We start from the raw sequence: 19,654 nt of genomic DNA, 5'->3' as shown, positions 1-19,654 counted from the left end.
CCTGGCCTCACGGCGCCTTAGCGGGTTGAATATCTCACGATGTACACATAGTATGTGTACATCGACACTGGGAAATGTCTATGCCTAGATCAGCCGACAACAAAAGCGAGCGCTTCCAAATCCGCATTCCTCCAGCGCAAAAGGCGATGATTGCCCGCGCCGCAGCACTGTCGCACAAGGACATGACCGATTTCATCCTCGACAAGATCGTGCCCGAAGCGCAGGCCGTGATCGAAGCCGCCGAGGTGACGACGGTATCCGGCCGCGATTTCACGCGCATCCTTAACCTGTTGGAACACCCGCCAAAACCCAACGCCAAGCTCCGGGCCGCGATCGCCACCTTGCCGGATACACTGTGACGCTTCCGCCTTGGCACGAGGAACCGATTGCGAAGGGACACGATCGGACGTCTTTCGATTGCGGCGACACGCAAATGAACGATTTCCTGCGAAGATTCGCGCGACAGAGCCACGATCAAAACGCAGCCAAGACCTTCTGTGCGATCGATGACACAGCTTCGGAGCGTATCTTCGGTTTCCATACCATCGCGCCGTCTGCCGTGGCTCATGAAACCGTGCCCGAAACAATGACGAAGGGCCTTGCGCGACACGAGGTTTCCGGTTTCAAGCTTGCTCGGCTCGCAACCGACCGCACCGTCGCCGGTCACGAGCTTGGAGGTCAACTGCTTGCCGCCGCCGCGTTGCGCTGCCTGCGGCTCGCCGGCGAGGGTGGCGGCATCCTGCTCATCATTGATGCCAAGAACGAGCGAGCCGCGAGGTGGTACGCCAGCTATGGAGCCGAGCGCGTGCAAGGGCGGGAATTGATCTTGGTGATGCCCTTGGCGACGTTCGCGTCCGACCTGCGCGCCAAGGGATTGCTTTGATGGCCCTTGGCGATCCTCCTGGTTGCCCGAACCGCAAACGTCGAGTAAGCCGCCTCTGTAATCTCATCCCGTTGAACAAAGATAATCATGCCAACCATCGCCCCGCTTGATCTCGAAGGCCATTGCGTCGCCGCCGTCTTTCTCGGCGATGTGCCGCATTTTGCGCTGGCCGATGGCGCCATTCATCGGCTCGACAATGGCCACAAGACCGTCCAGGCCAATGACGGATTGCTCAGCGCCTTCCATGATGCGGCCAATGACCGGCTGATCACCGGCGGCGAGGACGGCAAGACGTTGGCCGTGAAGGCCGGCGGCGAAGTGACCGAACTGGCGAGCGCCGGCAAGAAGTGGATCACCAGCGTCGCAGCCGGACCGCAAGGCACCATCGCCTATGCCTCGGGCAAGACCGCCTTCGTGCGCTTTGCCGACGGCAAGACCAGGGAGTTCGCCCATCCGCGTTCCGTCGAGGGGCTGGCGTTCTCGCCCAAGGGCATGCGCTTCGGTGTCGCCCGCTACAATGGTGCGACGCTGCATTTCCCGGCCGCCGAGAGCAAGCCGGTCGAGCTTGAATGGGCCGGCGCCCATACCGGGATCACCTTCTCGCCCGATGGCGCCTTTCTGGTCACGACCATGCAGGAAAACGCCTTGCATGGCTGGAAGCTGGCCGACGGCAAGCACATGCGCATGAGCGGCTATCCCGGCAAGGTCAAAAGCCTTTCATGGAGCGTGAAGGGCAAATGGCTGGCAAGTTCCGGTGCGCCGGCGGCGATCGTCTGGCCGTTTTCCGGCAAGGACGGGCCGATGGGCAAGGCGCCGCTGGAGCTCGGCACGCGCGGCAACGCCATGGTGACCTCGGTCGCCTGCCATCCGAGCCAGGACGTCGCGGCCATCGGCTATGACGACGGCATGGTCATGGCGGTGCGCTTCGCCGACGCCAAGGAAGTGCTGCTGCGGCGGCCGGGCAAGGGCGCCATCACCTCGATGATGTGGGACAAGGAAGAACGCCGCGTCGCCTTCGGCAGCGCGGCCGGCGACTGCGGCGTCATCGACATCACGGCCTGAGGGAATAAGGCAGTAGGGCAGTAAGGCAGTATGTACCGGACCTGGCCGGGAAACTGCCTCCCCTACTGCCCTACTGCCCTACTGCCCTACTGCCCTACTGCTGAGCCAATGCAGAACGGACGCGCGGCTAATTGCGGTCGCGGAGCTTGATTGGCTAAGAGGGGCCAGCGAGAGGGGGTTTCATGCACAGCAGCGACAGTTCCAAGACGTCCATCGGCGGCATCGGCCGTGACCGCATCGCCGAACTGCGCGACAGCGAGGCCGAGGTCTTCCGCAAGGCGCGGCCGAAATCGCACGCCGGGGCCGGCAACGGCCTGCCGGGCTTCTTCGGCGGCGTGCCGATGCATTGGATGAACGACTGGCCGACGCCGTTTCCGATCCTGGTCGACAGCGCCAGGGGCGCCACGATCACTGATATCGACGGCAACAGGCTGGACGATTTCTGCCTTGGCGATACCGGTTCGATGTTCGGCCATTCGCCGCCGCCGGTGGCGCGCGCCATCCGCCGTCAGGCCGGTCGCGGCCTGACCTATATGCTGCCTTCAGAGGACGCGCTCGCCATCGGGCCGCTGCTGCAGCGGCATTTCGGGCTGCCGTTCTGGCAGATCGCGACCACGGCGACCGACGCCAACCGCTTTGCGCTGCGCATCGCCCGCGCCGTCACCGGCCGCGAGAAGATCCTGGTCTTCAACGGCTGCTACCACGGCTCGGTCGACGAGACGATGGTGCGGCTGATCGACGGCAAGCCGGTCAACCGGCCTGGGCTGGCGGGCGAATTCCGCGACCTGACCCGCACGGCCAAGGTCATCGAGTTCAACGACGTTGCCGCGCTGGAAGCCGCGCTCGAGGACAGGGATGTAGCCTGCGTCATCGCCGAGCCGGTGCTGACCAATTCCTGCATGGTGCTGGCCGATCCGGGCTTTCATGACGCGCTGCGCAAACTGACCCGCGCAGCCGGCACGCTGCTCCTGATCGACGAGACCCACACGATCTCGACCGGGCCCGGCGGCTACACAAGGAAATATGGGCTCGATCCGGATCTCTTCGTGCTGGGCAAGCCGATCGCCGGCGGTGTCCCGGCAAGCGTCTGGGGCATGAGCGACGAGGTCGCCTCGCGCTATGCCGATTACAACAGGACCAAAGAGCCCGGCTATTCCGGCATGGGCACGACGCTGTCGGCCAATCCGCTGCAGTTCGCCACGATGCGCGCCACGCTGGAAGAAGTGATGACGCAGGAGAATTATGACCGCATGGACCATCTCGCGCGGCGTCTGGATGCCGGGCTGACCGGAGCGATCGACCGCTATGGCCTGCCATGGCATGTCGCCCGTGTCGGCGCCCGCGTCGAATTCATCTGCGCGCCCGGCCCGTTGCGCAACGGCGCCGAGGCGGAGACCGCGCATGCGCCGGAACTGGAGGCCGCCATCCATGTCGCGCTGGTCAATCGCGGCGTGCTGATCGCGCCGTTCCACAACATGATGCTGATCTCGCCGGCAACCCGCGCCGCGCAGGTGGACCGGCTGATCGCCGCCTTCGGCGCGGTTGCGGCAAAGCTTGCGGCATGAGACAAGCGGCCCAGCCAAACCCGAGTGCCATCATGATTTCACCTTCGGGCTCCTCGCCCACCGAGGCGCAAGCCTTTCTCGATGCCCATCCCGAGATCGAGGCCTTCGATATCGTGCTGACCGACGCCAATGGTGTCGGCCGTGGCAAGATCGTGCGCCGGCACGAGCTGAAAAGCATCTTCGAGGGCGGCCGGCACATGCCGATCTCGATCCTCGGCCTCGACATCACCGGCGAGGATGTGCACGAGACCGGGCTGATCTGGACGACCGGCGACGGCGATCTCAGGGCATGGCCGATTCCCGGCACGCTGGTGCCGCTCCATGGCACCAGCCCACCGCGCGGCCAGGTGCTGATGGCGATGTATCATCTCGACGGCCAGCCAATGTCGTCGGACCCGCGGCTGGCGCTGGCCCGGCAAGTCGAGATCCTAGCGGGCAAGGGCCTTTATCCCGCGGGCGCCTTCGAACTGGAATTTTTCCTGTTGGCCAACGAGCGCGATGCCGACGGCAAGGTGCAGCCGGCACGCGCGGTGCTGGACGGCCGCGTTTCGGGCAAGACGGAGGTCTATTCGGTCGACCATCTGCACGGCATGGAGCCGCTGTTCTCCGACATCTATGCCGCCGCCAAGGCGCAAGGCATTCCCGCCGAGACGGTGATCTCCGAGTATGCGCCAGGCCAGTACGAGTTGACGCTGAACTACCGCAAGGATGTGATGCGGGCCGCCGACGACCTTGTCATGCTGAAGCGGCTGGTGCGGGCCCAGGCGCGCCGCCATGGCGTCACCGCCTGCTTCATGGCCAAGCCGATCGAGAAATATGCCGGCTCGGGCATGCATTTCCATGTCTCGCTGCAGGACAAGGACGGCAAGAACGTCTTTTCGGAAAGCCCCGGCGAAACCTGGTCGCTGCCGCTGCTGCGCGGTCTCGGCGGCCTGATCCAGACCATGGCCGAATCGATGCTGGTGTTTGCGCCGCACGCCAATTCCTGGCGCCGCTTCGTCTCGCAATCCTATGCGCCGGTGGCGCCCACCTGGGGCGTCAACAACCGCTCGGTGGCGCTGCGCGTGCCAGCGGGCGACGCCAGGAACCGGCGCATCGAGCATCGCCCGTCGGGCGTCGACGCCAATCCCTATCTGATCGCAGCGACGGTGCTGGCCGGCATCATCAAGGGTTTCGACGAAGCGCTCGACCCCGGCCCCGAGACCACCGGCAATGGCTATGAGGCCGAGGTGACCCGCACCACCATGCCGGCCGACTGGCGGGCGGCCATCGAAGCCGCCAGAGCGTCCAGCTTCCTGAAAGGGGCGCTTGGCGAAGATCTGCACCGAACCTTCGTGGCGATCAAACAGTCCGAATATCTGCGCGTGGCACGCACGGTCAGCGAACTGGATTATCATCTCTACCTGCACGAGGTGTGACGACCTGATGATGGGGCGGCGTTCACTTTTCGCCGCCTGCCTCAAAACAGGGAGCGTAGCGGCCAATTAGAACATACCATGAACATATGAGTGTGGCGCACCTATTCGAGAACATCTTCAATCCGGCGCGGCTGAAGGTGAAAGCCATGCAGAAGGAGATGTCGAAAAAATATTGGCGGAACCTTCCAGAGGCTTCGCTCATTCCAGATCCAATCGCAGAAGCGGACAAGGCCGCTAAAGCTATGATCGCCAGGATGCCGACAACGCCCGCGCCGCAACACGCCAAGGTGCAGGCAAAGCAATGGCCGAAGCGCCAGCCGGCCGAAGAGCTTGAGGACGATGGTGCGAGCACCATCTCCGAGTTGGGCGAAGTCGCGAAGGGTTGTCGCCGCTGTCCCTTATGGCGCGATGCGACACAAACCGTGTTCGGCGAAGGGCCCGACAACGCCAAAGTGGTTTTCGTCGGCGAACAGCCCGGCGACCAGGAGGACCTCACCGGCAAACCTTTCGTAGGCCCCGCCGGCAAGGTGTTCGACGCCATCCTGGACGACGCGGGGGTTGACCGCCAGAAGGTCTATGTCACCAACGCGGTCAAGCACTTCAAATTCGAACCGCGCGGCAAGCGTCGCATCCACTCAAAGCCCAATGCCGGCGAAGTCCAGGCCTGCCGCTGGTGGCTCGACAGGGAGTTCGCGCTCATCAAGCCTAACCTCGCCGTGGCGCTCGGTGCCACGGCGGCATTGTCGCTGCTGGGCAAGGCGATCCCGGTGACCAAGATGCGCGGTCAGGTGATCGAGCGCGAAGATGGCTTGCGCGTCTTCATCACCATCCACCCTTCCTTCATCCTGCGCATCCATGAGCCAGCCGACAAGGAAGCCGAGCGCGAACGGTTTTTGAAGGATATGAAGCAGGTGAAGAAGCTGATGGGGACGTGAGATCATGCGAGCTTGGAGATTAGCCGAAAGCTCATCGTTTCGTCATCCTTGGGCGAAACAAGGAGCGAAGCGACGCGGCGCAGACCCGAGGATCCATGCCGTTGCTTTCACGCGTTGCAACGGTGCAGAATTTCTGCTCCGACGCACTTTGTGGCTAAGGTAACGGCATGGATCCTAGGGTCTTCGCGACGGAGCTTCGCTCCTACTTCGCCCTAGGATGACGACGTCGGAGGCCCTGCCGTCAACGGACGAGGATCGCCCTCAAATCATTGACGTTCGTACCGGTTGGGCCAGGCGCGAAAAGATCGCCGACGGCATTGAAGGCCGTCCAGGCGTTGTTACCCGCCAGCATCGCCTTGGCGTCGACGCCGGCCGCGCGCATGCGTGACACGGTTGAGCCGTCGGCGAAAGCGCCGGCGTTGTTTTCCGAGCCATCGATGCCGTCCGTGTCGGCGGCCAGCGCATGGATGCCTTCCACGCCGTTGATACCGAGGGCGAAGGCGAGCAGGAATTCCGAGTTGCGGCCGCCCTTGCCCTTTGCCCGCAATGTCACGGTGGTTTCGCCGCCCGACAGGATCAGCACCGGCTTCTTGAACGGCCGGTCGCGCGTCGCCACTTCGCGAGCGATGGCCGCGTGAACACCGCCGACCTCACGTGCCTCGCCCTCAATGGCATCGGAAAGGATGACGGCTTCGACGCCTTGGCGCCTGGCTTCCGCCGCAGCTGCTTCCAGTGACACGCCAGCCGAGGCGATCAGATGCACCTCATTGCGCGAAAAGCGCTGATCATCGGGATTTGGCGCATCGGCCGCCGGCGAACTGATGTGCGCCATCACTGCCTCCGGCAGGTTCATACCATAGGCCGAGATCGACGCCAGCGCATCTTCGCGGCTGCCGATGTCCGGCACGGTCGGGCCGGACGCGACAAGTGCCGGATTGTCACCGGGAATGTCGGAGACAACCAGCGACACCACCTTGGCCGGCCACGCGGCTGCGGCCAGCCGGCCACCCTTGATGGTGGAGACATGCTTGCGGATGGTGTTCATCGCCGCGATCGGTGCGCCGGAAGCGAGCAACGCCTCGTTGACGGCGATCTCGTCGGCCAGTGTCAAGCCCCCGGCCGGAGACGGCAGCAATGCCGAGCCGCCGCCGGAAATCAGCGCCACGACCAGATCGTCCGCCGTGAGGCCGTGGACCTTTGCGAGCAAGCGCCGCGAGGCTTCGAGGCCAGCGGCATCCGGTACAGGATGCGCCGCCTCGATGATCTCGATGCGCTCGCATTTGGCGCCATAGCCATAGCGGGTGACGACCAGCCCTTCGATCGGCCCGTCCCACACCTTTTCGAAGGCCGCCGCCATCTGCGCCGAGCCTTTCCCCGCGCCGATGACGATGGTTCGGCCCTTGGGTCTAGCCGGCAAATGATGCCTGATGGTCTTTTCCGGGTCGGCGGCGGCAACGGCCGCCTTGAAGATCGAGGTGAGAAAGGGTTTGGGGTCGAGCACGGTCATGGTGTGATGCCGTCGATGCTTCGCGAATGCTTGCAAGGCTGGCGCCGCCCCTCACCCTTACCCTCTCCCCGTGAAGAACGGGGAGAGGGGGTCGCTGGCGTCGCGACAAAATCCCTTCTCCCCGTCCCTATACGGGGAGAAGGTGCCGGCAGGCGGATGAGGGGCGGCGTCAACGTCACGAATTTGTTTCCGGCGACAGAGCAAGCTCGCTTGCTTCGATGCCCAGGTGATTGCACAGCGCCTCGACCACCACGCCATGATCCTCGCGCTCCGGCAGTCCGGAGACGGCGATCACGCCAATGACGCCGGCGCCCTTGACCGTGACGGGAAAGCCGCCGCCGGCCAGCACGTAGTCCGAGATGTCGAGCCCCTCACCGACCTTGAAGGTGCGGTCCGGGCGCTGCTGTTCCAGCACCATGCGGTAGGTGCTTCGCAGGAACCGTTTGACGACATTGATCTTGCGCCGCGCCCAGTCGGGATTGGAGGCGTTGGAACCGGGCATTGCCGCATAGAACAGCGGCCGGCCCCACAGCCTGATATCCACGATGATGGGCAGGGTTTCGGCGAGAGCCCGGTCCCGGATGGCCGAGCCGATCTTGAAGGCAACGGCTTCATCGAAGGCGGCAAAGACAAGGGTCTCTTCCTGTCTCTTGATCAGAGCGATGTCGTCAGCAACGGCCATGTCGTTCCCCTGTCAACTTCGCCGCACGCTTTGACCGATGGCTGCCGCCGGGTCAAGCAAGGAACGCACCGTAGGCCTCTAATTCGCCAGGTCACTCTTGGCCGGCTGCCCCGCGACATAGACTTCGCGCACGGCGCGATCGTCGCCCAGCGTCTGCAGCAGAAACAGTTCCTGCGCCAGCGTCTCGACCGTTTCCATCCTGAGCCGCATCGCGGGCGTTGCCCTGGCATCGAGCACGACGATATCGGCGTCGGTGCCTTCATCCAGCGTGCCGATCTTTTCCGCCATCGACAGCGCCTCGGCATTGCCGCGCGTAATCTGCCAGAAGGACTGGAACGGGTTCAGCTTCTCGCCGTTCAGCGCAATCACCTTGTAGCCTTCGTCCATGGTGCGCAGCATGGAATAATTGGTGCCGCCGCCGACATCGGTGGCCGCCGCGATCCGCAACGGTTTCTCGCGACGGCGGTAGCGCTGATAGTCGAACAGGCCGGAGCCGAGGAACAGGTTCGAGGTCGGACAGAACACCGCCACCGAACCGCTATCCGAAAGCGCATCGGCCTCACGATCCCCGAGATGGATGCAGTGGCCGAACAGGCTCTTTTTGCCCAGCAGCCCATAATGTTCGTAGACGTCGGTGTAGTCGCGCGACCAGGGGTAGAGCTGTTGCGTGAAGGCGATCTCGGCATGATTTTCCGAAAGATGCGTCTGCATGTGCAGGCCGGGATGCTCGCGGCAGAGTGCGCCGGCCATCTCCATCTGCTCCGGCGAGGAGGTGATGGCGAAACGTGGGGTGATGGCGTAGTGCTGGCGGCCCTTGCCGTGCCATTCCGCGATCAGTGCCTTGGTGTCGTCATAGCCTGATTGCGCCGTATCGAGCACGCCCTCGGGCGCGTTGCGGTCCATCATCACCTTGCCGGCGATGTTGAGCATGTTGCGATCATGCGACTCGGCGAAGAAGGCCTCGGCCGACGCCTTATGCACCGAGCAATAAGCCACCACTGTCGTGGTGCCGTGGCGCACCATCTCGTCAAGGAACAGCCGCGCGATGCGGCGGCCATGCTGCGCATTGGCGAATTTCGTCTCTTCCGGGAAGGTGTAGGTGTTCAGCCAGTCGAGCAGTTCGGCGCCGTAGGAAGCGATGATCTGCATCTGCGGGAAATGCACGTGCGTATCGATGAAGCCCGGCAGCAGCAGATGCGGCCGGTGATCGATCTTTGTTGTCCCCTCACCGGCATGCTTCTCGACATCGGCATAGGCGCCGGCAGCGACGATCATGCCGTCGCTTATCAGCAGGCCGCCATCCTCCTCGTAGCGCCAGGCGGAATGATCGTCGATGGTTTCGGGCCAGCGCACGAAGGACAGCGTGCGGCCGCGCAGAAGTGTCGAGGTCATGCTTATTTCCCCGCGCCTTCGAACCAGGCCACCAGCAGCGCCCGTTCCTTGTCCGATATCTGGCTGACATTGGCGGGTGGCATGGCGTGGCTGCGGCCAGCCTGCAAATAGATCTCGCGGGCGTGATCGGCGATGTTGGCATCGGTGTCCAGCATTACGCCCTTGGGCGCATGGTAGATGCCTTCATAGACGGGTTCGGCCGCATGGCACATCGCGCAACGGCCGAGCACGGTGTCGCGCACGGCTGGGAAATGCGCGGAGGCGACATAGACTTCCGCCGAGGCGGAAGCCTTCGGTTCGCCAGTCAGCACCTTCGGCACGGTCGACAGCCAGATGATGACCATGAACAGGACAAGGGCGCCGAGCCATGTCCAGTGCGGATTGCCGGCACGCTTGTGCACGGTGTTGAAATAGTGCCGGATCAAGACGCCGATGATGAACACCAGCGAGGCGATGACCCAGTTGAACTGCGTGCCGAACGCCAGGGGATAGTGGTTCGACAGCATCAGGAACAGCACGGGCAGTGTCAGGTAGTTGTTGTGAAGCGAGCGCTGCTTGGCGATCTTGCCATATTTGGGGTCTGGCTTGCGGCCGGCGATGAGGTCGGCGACGACGATCTTCTGGTTGGGAATGATGACCATGAAGACGTTGGCCGACATGATCGTCGCGGTGATGGCGCCCAGATGCAGGAAAGCGGCGCGGCCGGTGAACAGGTGCGTCAGCCCCCAGGCGATGAACACCAGCACGCAATAGAGGACCAGCATCAGGCCGGTGTCGCTCTTGCCGAGCGGCGAGCGGCACAGGAGATCATAGACCACCCAGCCGACGCCGATCGTTGCCATCGACAGCAGGATGCCTGTAGGCACCGACATGGGCAGCACATTGGGATCGATCAGGAACAGGTCGGCGCCGGCGTAATAGACCACGCACAGCATGGCGAAGCCTGACAGCCAGGTGGCGTAGGATTCCCATTTGAACCAGGTCAGGTGCTCCGGCATCTCGGCCGGCGCCACCAGATATTTCTGGATGTGGTAGAAGCCGCCGCCATGCACCTGCCATTCTTCGCCGAAGGCGCCGACAGGCATGCCTGGACGCTGGCGCAGGCCGAGATCGAGCGCGACGAAATAGAATGACGAGCCGATCCATGCGATGGCGGTGATGACGTGCAGCCAGCGCACGGCGAAGCTCAGCCAGTCCCAGAAAATCGCGAAATCCATCATTGAAGTCGTCCCTGCCGATTGGCTGACTTTACGGTGTGGCGCGCAAACGAAAAGAGGCGAGGTGTGCGATGACTTTCAAAAAAAAATGGAAAATACTAGGTTGGCTATACGCAGCCGCATGAAAGCCCCGGAACCGCATGGCCTATCTCGACAACATCGCCGTCTTCGTTCGCGTCGTCGAACTCGGCAATCTGTCGGCGGCGGGGCGCGACATGCGCATTTCGCCAGCGGTCGCCTCCAACCGCATCAAGGAACTGGAGAAGCATCTTGGCGTGCGGCTGTTCAACCGCACCACACGGCAATTGATGCCGACCGAGCATGGCACCGTGTTTTATGCCGGCGCCAAGCAGGTGCTGGAGGCGATCACCGAGGCGGAGGCCGCCGTCTCGGCGCTCTCCGGCCAGCCACGCGGCACCATCAAGGTGACGGCGCCGCTCGGCCTCGGGCGCAGGCTGGTGGCTTCGGGGATTCCCGATTTCCACGACAAATATCCTGATATCGAGGTGCGGCTCAGGCTCTCCGACCACAATGTCGACATCATGAAGGAAGGCATCGACGTCGCCTTCCGGCTTGGCATCATCGAGGATTCCAGCCTGCGGATGCGCGGCATCATGGACTGCGAACGCGTGCTGGTGGCCGCGCCCAAATATCTGGAGGCGCGCGGTGAGCCGGCGGAGCCGCAGGAACTGATCGGCCGGAAGCATGACTGCCTGATGCTGCGCTATTCCGGTGCCCGCGAATATGTCTGGACCTTGCAGACCCCCACCGGGCCGCAGAAATTCGAGGTGCACGGGCCCTACGATACCGATGATGGCGACGTGCTGACCGGCTGGGCATTGTCCGGGCGCGGCATCATCAACAAGCCGCGCTTCGAGGTCGAGCCGTTCATCCGCGACCGGCGGCTTAAGGTGATCCTCGCCAACACGCCACCGACGCCGGTGCAATTCGCCGCCGTCTATCCGCACAAGAAACTGCAAGACCCGAAGGTGCGGCTGTTGCTCGACTTCATGGCGGAGCGCTGCCAGCGGCTGATCAAGGATATTCTCGCCGGGAAATAGAGCTGGCCGGCAAGTGACTGCCTGCTGGTCCATTCACCGGGCTTGCCTTGCCAGAGGACGAACTTAGCTTCGTCCTCTGCGCGGTTTGACCCGGGCAATCCGCACCTGGATGAGATACGAGCAGCCGATGGGCAACACCACGACAATGCATCTCGCCGTCTCACTTGATCTCACATCCATGCCAACGCCGGACTTCGGCCTTGTTGCCGGCCTTGCCCGCAAGGCGGAAGAGGCGGGCCTGGACATGGTCATTATCGCCGATTCCGGACCTGGCAGCGCCGTTTCCAGTAGCCCGTTCGAGGCGACGACACTCGTGGCGGCGCTGGCAACAGTAACCAGCAGGATCGGCCTGGCCGCTGGGGCCTCGACCGTTGTCCACCAGCCCTACAATCTGGCGCGTCGTTTCGCGTCCCTCGACATCATCAGCCACGGCCGTGTCGGCTGGAACGCATCGCTGAGACAAAACCCGCGCGAGGCCGCCAACTTCAGCAAGCCCGAAGGATTTTCGGACGAGGATTTTCGCCGCCGTGCGGAGGAATTCGTCGGCATCGTGCAGGGTCTGTGGCAGGGCTGGGATGCGAATGCGCTGCTGTTCGACAAGAGTGGCGGCCGCTTCCACGATCCGGACAAGATTCACCTGCTCGATCACAAGGGCGAATTCTTTTCCGTGCGCGGACCGCTCAACATCGCACGATCACCGCAGGAGATGCCGGTGCTGGTTCTGTCCGGCCTGTCCGAGCCCGACATGGATATCGCCGCCCGCACCGCCGATGTCATCCTGCTGGACGATGGACCGGCCGAAGGCGCAAAAGTACGCCTTGACAATCTGAAACGCCGCATCATGGCCGCCGGGCGCGATCCGGACGCCGTGCGGGTGCTGATGAATGTCTCGCTCGCCGCCGGTGATAGACCTGACGCCATCGCCGACAGGCTGGAGGAACGGTTCCAGTCAAGGAGTTGCGACGGGTTCAACATCCTGATGCCGGCGCGGGGTCCGGCGCTCGACGATTTCGTCGATCGTGTCGTGCCGGAGTTGCGGCGGCGCGGCCTCGTTCGAGGGGGCTATCGTGGAACAACCTTGCGCTCGCATCTTGGGCTTGCCGGCGGAGGTGACCAATGATCGCGTCCCGCCAGATGAAGCTCGGCGCCTTCCTGTGGGCGACGGGCCATCACATCGCCGCCTGGCGCCACCCCAAGGCGCATGTGACGGCCGGCATCGACATCGACCATTATATCCAATTGGCGCGCACGGCCGAGGCGGCCAAGTTCGACATGATCTTCTGCGAGGACGCCGCCGGCCTGCGCGAAGCCAATGTCAGCATCGCCAGCCAGACGTCGCGGTCGATCGGCTTCGAGCCGATCAGCCTGCTTTCGGCGCTCGCCGTCCAGACCAGCCGCATCGGCCTCGTTTCGACGGCGTCGACGAGCTACAACGAGCCCTACGGCCTGGCGCGAATCTTCCTGTCGCTCGACCATCTGAGCGGCGGCCGGGCCGGCTGGAACCTGGTCACCTCGGCCAGCCCGATCGAAGCCGCCAATTTCGGCGCCACGGGCCTCAAGCCGCATGCCGACCGCTATGAGCGGGCGCGCGAATTCGCCGAAGTAGTTACCGATCTTTGGAGCGGCAAGGGTTCCGCTCACGAGGGCCAGAGCTTTTCGGTGCGCGATCCGCTCGACCTGCCGCGCTCGCCGCAAGGTGCGCCGGTCATGGTCCAGGCCGGCGCCTCGGATGTCGGCCGCGACCTTGCCGCCCGCACCACCGACGTCGTGTTCACCGCGGCACAGACCTTCGAGGAAGCCAAGGCCTTTTATGACGACCTCAAGGGGCGCGTGGCGGCCTATGGGCGTGAGCCGGACGACATCAAGATCATGCCGGGCGTAGCACCCGTGGTGGCGGAAACCGAGGCCGAAGCCCGGGAGAAACATGAGGAATTGCAGGAACTGATCCCCGACGATGTCGGCGTCGCGCTGCTGTCCAGCTATCTCAGTATTTCAGATCTGTGGCGCTATCCGGTCAACGGGCCGCTGCCCCAACTGCCGGAGAGCGAGGGCATGAAAAGCCGGCAGACGCTGGTTGTCGAGCAGTCGCGCCGCGACGGGCTCTCCATCCGCCAGCTTGCCCGCCACTTCGCCGGCGCACGCGGCCATTGGCGCATCGTCGGCACGGCGGCGCGGGTCGCCGATGAGTTGCAGGCACGGTTCGAAGGTGGTGCGGCCGACGGCTTCAACGTGATGCCGTCTTACTTCCCTGGCGAACTCGACGCCTTTGCCACGCTGGTCGTGCCGGAGTTGCAACGGCGCGGGCTGTTTCGCAGGGACTATGAGGGCCGCACGCTGCGTGAACATCTCGGCTTGAAACGGCCGGCTTAGCCGCGGCGCAAGCTTAGCTCGCCATCACCCTGTCATGGGGACGGTCGGCACTTGAGGCCGCCCCGTGCACGACCAGCGCCGTCATGATCTCGGCGGCGGCGAGTGCGGCGATCACCGGCGGGCGCTTGTCCTTGACGGCATCGCCGCCGATCGGCGAGACGAGGCGGGCAAATTCCGCTTCGCTGCCGTCGGCCGACTTTAGGAACCAGTTCCTGAATGTGGCCTTCTTGGTCTTCGAGCCGATCATGCCAACATAGGCCGCGTCGTCACGTTTCAACGCTTCGGCGACGATCAGGAAATCGAGCGCATGATCGTGGGTGAGGATGGCGAAGGCGGTGCCGGCCGGGGCGTTGCGCACCTCGGCCTCGGGCATCGGGGTCAGCCGCGTCTCGACGGTTTCCGGCATGCCTTCCAGCGCCTCGGCGCGTGTCTCGATGACGACGCCGTGGACGGGAAGAAGCGCTACCGTCGACGCCAGCGCCTGGCCGACATGGCCGCCACCGAAGATATAGACATGCGGCAGATGCGCCTCCTCGGCTTCGGCGGCCGCCACCAATTCGGCGGCGAGTGCGGCATCGACCAGCCGGATCAGCACCTCCACGCGCCCGCCGCAGCATTGGCCGATTTCTGGCCCCAGCGGCACATCCAGCGTGGCGCAGACTTCGTCGACCTCGATGCGGGTTTCTTCACCCTCCCCCTTGTGGGGAGGGTCGGACGACGCAGTCGTCCGGGGTGGGGGTTCTCCGGACGCTGCGCCCCCACCCCGGCCGGCCTTGCCGGCCGACCCTCCCCACAAGGGGGAGGGTGAAGACCCAACCATCTGCCGTGCCCTGTCGATCGCCATATATTCAAGCTGGCCGCCGCCGATCGTGCCAAAGATCGCCGACGCCGAGACGAGCATGAAGGCGCCCTTCTCACGCGGCGTCGAGCCTCTTGTCCCGGCCACCTCGACCAGGGCAAGCCGGCCGGTGCTGCCGAGAAAGGCTTTCAGGCTTTGCACTTTCGAGTTCATGGTTCACGTTCCCGAACAGGCAATATAGGGTTTTTCGGCTGGGATTGCACGTTTGCCGGCCTTCAGTCGCCGGCCTTGACCTCGTTCTTCAGCCGCTCGATCGCCATCAGCACGCGTTCCGGCGTTGCCGGCGCATCGAGACGCGGGCAGATCTTGTGGTCGGCAACGCTGGCAACCGCATCGGACAGCGCGTGCAGGACCGCCATGCCATGCGGCAGCGGCGGCTCGCCCACCGCCTTGGAGCGATGGATGGTCGGCTCATAGGCTTGCGACCAGTCGGTCAGCGCCACATTGAAAATCTTCGGGCGATCCGACGCCAGCGGGATCTTGTAGGTCGAGGGCGCATGCGTGCGCAGCCGGCCCTTGTCGTCCCACCACAGCTCTTCCGTCGTCAACCAACCCATGCCCTGGATGAAGCCGCCCTCGACCTGGCCGATATCGATCGCCTGGTTCAGCGACCGGCCGCAATCGTGCAGGATATCGGCGCGCTCGACGACATATTCGCCGGTCAGCGTGTCGACCGACACCTCCGCGCAGGCCGCGCCATAGGCGTAGTAATAGAAGGCATGGCCCTGGCCCTTGCTGCGGTCCCAATGGATTTTCGGGGTCTTGTAGAAGCCGGCGGCCGAAAGCTGGACGCGCGCAATATAGGCCTGCTTGATCAGGTCGTTGAAGCTGACCTCCTGGTTGCCGACCCGCACCCGGTTGGGCAGGAACACCACCTGATCGATCGGCACCTGGTACTTTTCGGCGGCGAAATCGGTCAACCGCTGGCGAATCTGGCGCGCTGCATTCTGCGCCGCCATGCCGTTGAGGTCGGCGCCCGATGACGCCGCCGTCGGCGCGGTGTTCGGCACCTTGGCGGTGGTGGTGGCGGTGATCTTCACCCGGTCGAGGTCGATCTGGAATTCTTCCGCAACGACCTGCGCCACCTTGAGGTGCAGGCCCTGGCCCATTTCGGTGCCGCCATGGTTCATGTGCACCGAACCATCGGCATAGACATGCACCAGCGCGCCAGCCTGGTTGGACTCGGTCTTGGTGAAGGAAATGCCGAACTTCACCGGCGTCAGCGCCAGGCCGCGCTTGATGAAGCGGCTGTTGGCGTTGAAGGCTGAAATTTCGCGCCTGCGCCGCGCGTAACTGGCACTTTCCTCGAGTTCGGCGACGATGCGCTGGATGATGCAGTCCTCGACCTTCTGGTGATAGGGCGTGACATTGCGGCCGCCGATCGCTTCCATCGGGTCATAGAAATTCAGTTTGCGGATTTCGAGCGGATCCTTGCCGACAGCGAAAGCCACCTCGTCGATGACACGCTCGGCGCCGACCATGCCTTGCGGGCCGCCGAAACCGCGAAAGGCGGTGTTGGAGACGGTGTTGGTGTAAAGCGGCGCCGATTTGGCCAGCACGTTCGGGTAGAAATAGGCGTTGTCGCAGTGGAACAGCGCCCGGTCGCCGACCGGCCCGGACAGATCGGCGGAGAAGCCGCAGCGCAAGGCGTAGGTGAAGTCGACGCCGAGAATATTGCCCTCGTCGTCGAAGCCGACTTCATAGTCGATGGCAAAATCATGCCGCTTGCCGGTGGCGGTCATGTCCTCGTCGCGGTCGAGGCGGATCTTGACCGCGCGCTTCAGCTTCTTGGCCGCGATGGCGGCGATCGCGGCACACTGGTTTGCCTGCGTTTCCTTGCCGCCGAAGCCGCCGCCCATGCGGCGCACTTCCACCGTCACCGCGTGACTCGGCACGCCGAGCGTGTGGGCCACCAGATGCTGCGTCTCGCTCGGCCCCTGGGTCGAGCAGTAGACGGTCACTTCATCGTCCTCGCCGGGGATTGCCAGCGACACCTGGCCTTCGAGGTAGAAATGATCCTGGCCGCCGACCCACATGCGGTTCTTGATGCGGCGTGGCGCTGCCGCGATGGCCGCGGCCGCATCGCCGCGGCGCAAGATCAGCGGCGTGGTCACCTGCTTGTCGTTGACCGGATCGAGATCCCAGATGCCGATCACGGCAGGCAGTTCTTCATACTCGATTCTGGCCAGGCGCGCCGCGTGGCGCGCGGCCTCACGCGTCTCGCCGATCACGGCGAAGATCGGCTGGCCAAAGAACTGCACCTTGCCTTCGGCGAGCACCGGGTCGTCATGCATGTTGCTGGGCGAAACATCGTTCTCGCCGGGCACGTCGGCATAGGTCAGGACATCGACGACCCCAGCGGCGGTCCGCACCGCCGACAGGTCGACGCTCCTGAGAATGCCGTGCGCCACCTTGGACAGGCCGAGGCCGACATGCAGCGTGCCGGCCGGCTCCGGCATGTCGTCGATGTAGACCGCTGTTCCGCTGACATGTTTGTGCGCGGAATCATGCCGCTGGTCGGTGGCGACGCCGCCGGTGATTTTTTCGGCCTTGAGGTTGGGGGCAGCGTGCTTGTTCATCGAGCGCCTCTTTTCCCTTCTCCCCGTTCAGGGGGAGAAGGTGGCCCGGAGGGCCGGATGAGGGGCCGCGCCAAGGCTGATAAGTTTCCGGCAGCTGGCACAGCACGGCGCCGCCCCTCATCTGCCTGCCGGCATCTTCTCCCCGTGAACGGAGAGAAGGACGCTATTCGCGACCGTCCGGTCCCTTGGCCGAATGAGTTGATCTGCAAGCCCATCACGCTGCCTCGTGCCTTGAAACCTGGATCGGCTCGCTTGTGCCGCTGGTCTCGGCAAAGAACCGCAAGAGAAGATTACGAGCCGCCAGAGCCCGGTATTCGGCGCTTGCCCGCATATCGGTCAGCGGCGTGAAATCCTTGGCGTATTCGGCCATTGCAGCCTCGACCGTCTGTTCGGTCCACGGCTTGCTCAGCAAGGCCTGTTCGACGGCCGACGCTCGCTTCGGCGTCGCCGCCATTCCGCCATAGGCAATGCGCACATCCGCGACCGTGCCGTCCTTGGCGACCGTCAGGAAAAAGGCGCCGAGGGCCGCCGTGATGTCTTCGTCGCGGCGCTTCGTGATCTTATAGACAGCGAACTTTGTGCCCTTGGCCGGCACCGGAACGTCGACGGCCTCGACGAACTCACCGGGCTGCCTGTCCTGTTTGCCGTAGGCGATGAAGAAGGTTTCCAGCGGGATCGTGCGCCGCTTGTCGCCCTTGCGCAGTGTCAGCCGCGCGCCAAGCGCGATCAGCGGCGGTGGCGTATCGCCGATCGGCGAGCCGTTGGCGATGTTGCCGCCGATAGTGCCCATGTTGCGCACCTGTTCGCCGCCGATGCGGTCGAACAGCGGCCCGAGCGCCGGGATGCGTTTCGACAGCGTCGAGAAGGCTTCGGTGTAGGTGACGCCGGCGCCAATCGTTATCACGCCGTCATCTTCCGAAATGGTGCAAAGCCCGTCGAGATCGCCGATGAAAATCGCCGGCGAGATGTCGCGCATGTGCTTGGTCACCCACAGGCCGACATCGGTCGAACCGGCGACGATGGTGGCGCCGGGTTCCTTATCCAACACCGTGGCGAGATCGTCGACATCGGTCGGCACGATTAGCCGCGCCTTGCCCGACCCGATTTCGATCCGGGCTCGGTCATCAAGCGCCTGCAGTCGTGCGGTAATGTCCTGACGCTCCGTGGCGAGCGGGTCGTTCGCCGCCTTGCCGTAGCTGGAGATGGCGTGCGCGGCACGCATGATCGCCTCGTAGCCGGTGCAGCGGCAGAGATTGCCTTGCAAAGCCTTTTCGATCGCCGCATCCGATGGGTCCGGCGACTTCATCCACAGCCCATAGAGCGACATGACGAAGCCCGGGGTGCAGAAGCCGCATTGCGAGCCATGGAAATCGACCATCGCCTGCTGGACGGGATGCAACTGGCCAGGTTCCCCGCGCAGATGCTCGACGGTGACGACATGGGTGCCGTCGAGCGAGCCAAGGAAGCGGATGCAGGCATTGACGCTTTCATAGACCAGGCCATCGGCCGAAAGCTTGCCGACCAGCACGGTACAGGCACCGCAATCGCCCTCGGCGCAGCCTTCCTTGGTGCCGCGCAGCGAACGGTCGAGCCGCAGCCAGTCGAGCAAGGTCGCGTCGGGCGACACGGACGACAGCACGACATCGCTGCCATTGAGGATGAAGCGGATCTCGTTGCGGATATTGACCTTGGCCATGCCTCAACTCCCCCTGTAGGTGGAATAGCCGTAGGGCGAGATCAGCAACGGTACATGATAATGCACTGCCTCCGCCATGCCGAAGCGGATCGGCACGCTATCGAGGAAGGCCGGCTTTGGCAGTTTCGTGCCCTGGCCGCGCAGGTAGTCGCCTGCCGCGAACACCAGCTCGTATTCACCGGCGCGGAATTCACTGCCTGCGAGCAGCGGCGCGTCGCAGCGGCCATCGGCATTGGTGGTAACTGTCTTCAGATGTGCCCGCGCGTCGCCGTCGAGACGGTAGAGCGCGATCGACAATCCCGCCGCCGGCCTGCCGGTGGCCGTGTCCAGGACGTGCGTCGTCAGACGACCGCCATCGGCTTTCGACGTTTCTGCCACTGGCCGCCTCCCATGCTGGTACAACAGAACAATATTGATGAATTGTGCGC

At 64.0% G+C, this 19,654-nt stretch carries 17 protein-coding genes; 9 read left to right on the top strand and 8 right to left on the bottom strand.

Annotated features, from left to right (window positions below):
• Positions 1–80 precede the first annotated feature (80 nt).
• The 6 genes from FJ934_RS00725 (at position 81) to FJ934_RS00700 (ending at position 5,863) form a co-directional block, all read left to right on the top strand.
• Positions 81–359 (top strand): DUF1778 domain-containing protein, encoded by a 279-nt coding sequence (locus FJ934_RS00725; protein WP_140606738.1) that lies wholly within the window; start codon positions 81–83, stop codon positions 357–359.
• A complete protein-coding gene (locus FJ934_RS00720) occupies positions 356–883 on the top strand; it encodes a GNAT family N-acetyltransferase (protein ID WP_140606737.1) in 528 nt (175 codons plus the stop codon). The genes FJ934_RS00725 and FJ934_RS00720 overlap by 4 nt, the downstream gene beginning before the upstream one ends.
• 87 nt (positions 884–970) lie before the next feature.
• Complete coding sequence (locus FJ934_RS00715; RefSeq protein ID WP_140606736.1) at positions 971–1,945, top strand: WD40 repeat domain-containing protein; 975 nt, start codon at positions 971–973, stop codon at positions 1,943–1,945.
• Positions 1,946–2,127: 182 nt separating this feature from the next.
• Positions 2,128–3,510 (top strand): aspartate aminotransferase family protein, encoded by a 1,383-nt coding sequence (locus FJ934_RS00710; RefSeq protein WP_140606735.1) that lies wholly within the window; start codon positions 2,128–2,130, stop codon positions 3,508–3,510.
• Between the two features lie 32 nt (positions 3,511–3,542).
• On the top strand, positions 3,543–4,928 hold the full coding sequence (locus FJ934_RS00705; protein WP_181165459.1) for a glutamine synthetase family protein: 1,386 nt from the start codon (positions 3,543–3,545) through the stop codon (positions 4,926–4,928).
• A 92-nt stretch (positions 4,929–5,020) separates the two neighbouring features.
• Positions 5,021–5,863, top strand: coding sequence for a UdgX family uracil-DNA binding protein (locus FJ934_RS00700; RefSeq protein ID WP_246671401.1), 843 nt, complete (start codon positions 5,021–5,023; stop codon positions 5,861–5,863).
• 241 nt (positions 5,864–6,104) lie between these two features.
• On the opposite strand, the gene FJ934_RS00695 is transcribed toward FJ934_RS00700, so the two are convergent.
• The 4 genes from FJ934_RS00695 to FJ934_RS00680 all read right to left on the bottom strand — a co-directional run bounded on the left by FJ934_RS00695 (position 6,105) and on the right by FJ934_RS00680 (position 10,664).
• Complete coding sequence (locus FJ934_RS00695; RefSeq protein WP_140606733.1) at positions 6,105–7,370, bottom strand: glycerate kinase; 1,266 nt, start codon at positions 7,368–7,370, stop codon at positions 6,105–6,107.
• A 175-nt stretch (positions 7,371–7,545) separates the two neighbouring features.
• Positions 7,546–8,052: a heme-degrading domain-containing protein gene (locus FJ934_RS00690; RefSeq protein ID WP_140606732.1), complete on the bottom strand. Its 507-nt coding sequence runs from the start codon at positions 8,050–8,052 to the stop codon at positions 7,546–7,548.
• A gap of 78 nt (positions 8,053–8,130) precedes the next feature.
• Entirely contained in the window at positions 8,131–9,444 is a 1,314-nt protein-coding gene (gene guaD, locus FJ934_RS00685; RefSeq protein WP_140606731.1) for a guanine deaminase, read from the bottom strand.
• Positions 9,445–9,446: 2 nt separating this feature from the next.
• Entirely contained in the window at positions 9,447–10,664 is a 1,218-nt protein-coding gene (locus FJ934_RS00680; RefSeq protein ID WP_140606730.1) for a urate hydroxylase PuuD, read from the bottom strand.
• Positions 10,665–10,801: 137 nt separating this feature from the next.
• Here FJ934_RS00680 and FJ934_RS00675 point away from each other — a divergent pair, with 137 nt between their 5' ends.
• The 3 genes from FJ934_RS00675 to FJ934_RS00665 all read left to right on the top strand — a co-directional run bounded on the left by FJ934_RS00675 (position 10,802) and on the right by FJ934_RS00665 (position 14,092).
• Positions 10,802–11,722 carry a LysR family transcriptional regulator gene (locus FJ934_RS00675; RefSeq protein WP_140606729.1) on the top strand — a complete coding sequence of 307 codons (921 nt, stop codon included), beginning with the start codon at positions 10,802–10,804 and terminating at the stop codon, positions 11,720–11,722.
• A 127-nt stretch (positions 11,723–11,849) separates the two neighbouring features.
• On the top strand, positions 11,850–12,842 hold the full coding sequence (locus FJ934_RS00670; protein WP_140606728.1) for an LLM class flavin-dependent oxidoreductase: 993 nt from the start codon (positions 11,850–11,852) through the stop codon (positions 12,840–12,842).
• Positions 12,839–14,092, top strand: coding sequence for an LLM class flavin-dependent oxidoreductase (locus tag FJ934_RS00665; RefSeq protein ID WP_181165458.1), 1,254 nt, complete (start codon positions 12,839–12,841; stop codon positions 14,090–14,092). Before FJ934_RS00670 ends, FJ934_RS00665 begins: the two co-directional genes overlap by 4 nt.
• Before the next feature lie 13 nt (positions 14,093–14,105).
• On the opposite strand, the gene xdhC is transcribed toward FJ934_RS00665, so the two are convergent.
• The 4 genes from xdhC to uraH all read right to left on the bottom strand — a co-directional run bounded on the left by xdhC (position 14,106) and on the right by uraH (position 19,604).
• Positions 14,106–15,104, bottom strand: a complete 999-nt coding sequence (xdhC, locus tag FJ934_RS00660) for a xanthine dehydrogenase accessory protein XdhC (RefSeq protein WP_140606727.1) — start codon at positions 15,102–15,104, stop codon at positions 14,106–14,108.
• 62 nt (positions 15,105–15,166) lie between these two features.
• On the bottom strand, positions 15,167–17,530 hold the full coding sequence (gene xdhB, locus FJ934_RS00655; protein ID WP_140606726.1) for a xanthine dehydrogenase molybdopterin binding subunit: 2,364 nt from the start codon (positions 17,528–17,530) through the stop codon (positions 15,167–15,169).
• A gap of 214 nt (positions 17,531–17,744) precedes the next feature.
• Positions 17,745–19,226, bottom strand: coding sequence for a xanthine dehydrogenase small subunit (xdhA, locus tag FJ934_RS00645; protein ID WP_140606724.1), 1,482 nt, complete (start codon positions 19,224–19,226; stop codon positions 17,745–17,747).
• Positions 19,227–19,229: 3 nt separating this feature from the next.
• Complete coding sequence (gene uraH, locus FJ934_RS00640) at positions 19,230–19,604, bottom strand: hydroxyisourate hydrolase (RefSeq protein WP_140606723.1); 375 nt, start codon at positions 19,602–19,604, stop codon at positions 19,230–19,232.
• Between the last annotated feature and the right edge of the window lie 50 nt (positions 19,605–19,654).

Origin of the sequence: Mesorhizobium sp. B2-4-12 (genome assembly GCF_006441575.1) — a bacterium.
GTDB lineage: Bacteria > Pseudomonadota > Alphaproteobacteria > Rhizobiales > Rhizobiaceae > Mesorhizobium.
The sequence above is the reverse complement of the archived record's forward strand: the minus strand, read 5'-3'. Positions and strand labels throughout refer to the sequence as shown.

Bases quoted from the DNA above. Each gene is read 5' to 3' on its own strand.
- FJ934_RS00670 (WP_140606728.1), top strand. From the start codon at position 11,850: ATGGGCAACACCACGACAATGCATCTCGCCGTCTCACTTGATCTCACA.
- FJ934_RS00675 (WP_140606729.1), top strand. From the start codon at position 10,802: ATGGCCTATCTCGACAACATCGCCGTCTTCGTTCGCGTCGTCGAACTC.
- xdhB (WP_140606726.1), bottom strand. From the start codon at position 17,530: ATGAACAAGCACGCTGCCCCCAACCTCAAGGCCGAAAAAATCACCGGC.
- FJ934_RS00680 (WP_140606730.1), bottom strand. From the start codon at position 10,664: ATGATGGATTTCGCGATTTTCTGGGACTGGCTGAGCTTCGCCGTGCGC.
- FJ934_RS00695 (WP_140606733.1), bottom strand. From the start codon at position 7,370: ATGACCGTGCTCGACCCCAAACCCTTTCTCACCTCGATCTTCAAGGCG.
- FJ934_RS00705 (WP_181165459.1), top strand. From the start codon at position 3,543: ATGATTTCACCTTCGGGCTCCTCGCCCACCGAGGCGCAAGCCTTTCTC.
- FJ934_RS00690 (WP_140606732.1), bottom strand. From the start codon at position 8,052: ATGGCCGTTGCTGACGACATCGCTCTGATCAAGAGACAGGAAGAGACC.
- guaD (WP_140606731.1), bottom strand. From the start codon at position 9,444: ATGACCTCGACACTTCTGCGCGGCCGCACGCTGTCCTTCGTGCGCTGG.
- FJ934_RS00665 (WP_181165458.1), top strand. From the start codon at position 12,839: ATGATCGCGTCCCGCCAGATGAAGCTCGGCGCCTTCCTGTGGGCGACG.
- xdhC (WP_140606727.1), bottom strand. From the start codon at position 15,104: ATGAACTCGAAAGTGCAAAGCCTGAAAGCCTTTCTCGGCAGCACCGGC.
- xdhA (WP_140606724.1), bottom strand. From the start codon at position 19,226: ATGGCCAAGGTCAATATCCGCAACGAGATCCGCTTCATCCTCAATGGC.
- FJ934_RS00715 (WP_140606736.1), top strand. From the start codon at position 971: ATGCCAACCATCGCCCCGCTTGATCTCGAAGGCCATTGCGTCGCCGCC.
- FJ934_RS00725 (WP_140606738.1), top strand. From the start codon at position 81: ATGCCTAGATCAGCCGACAACAAAAGCGAGCGCTTCCAAATCCGCATT.
- FJ934_RS00710 (WP_140606735.1), top strand. From the start codon at position 2,128: ATGCACAGCAGCGACAGTTCCAAGACGTCCATCGGCGGCATCGGCCGT.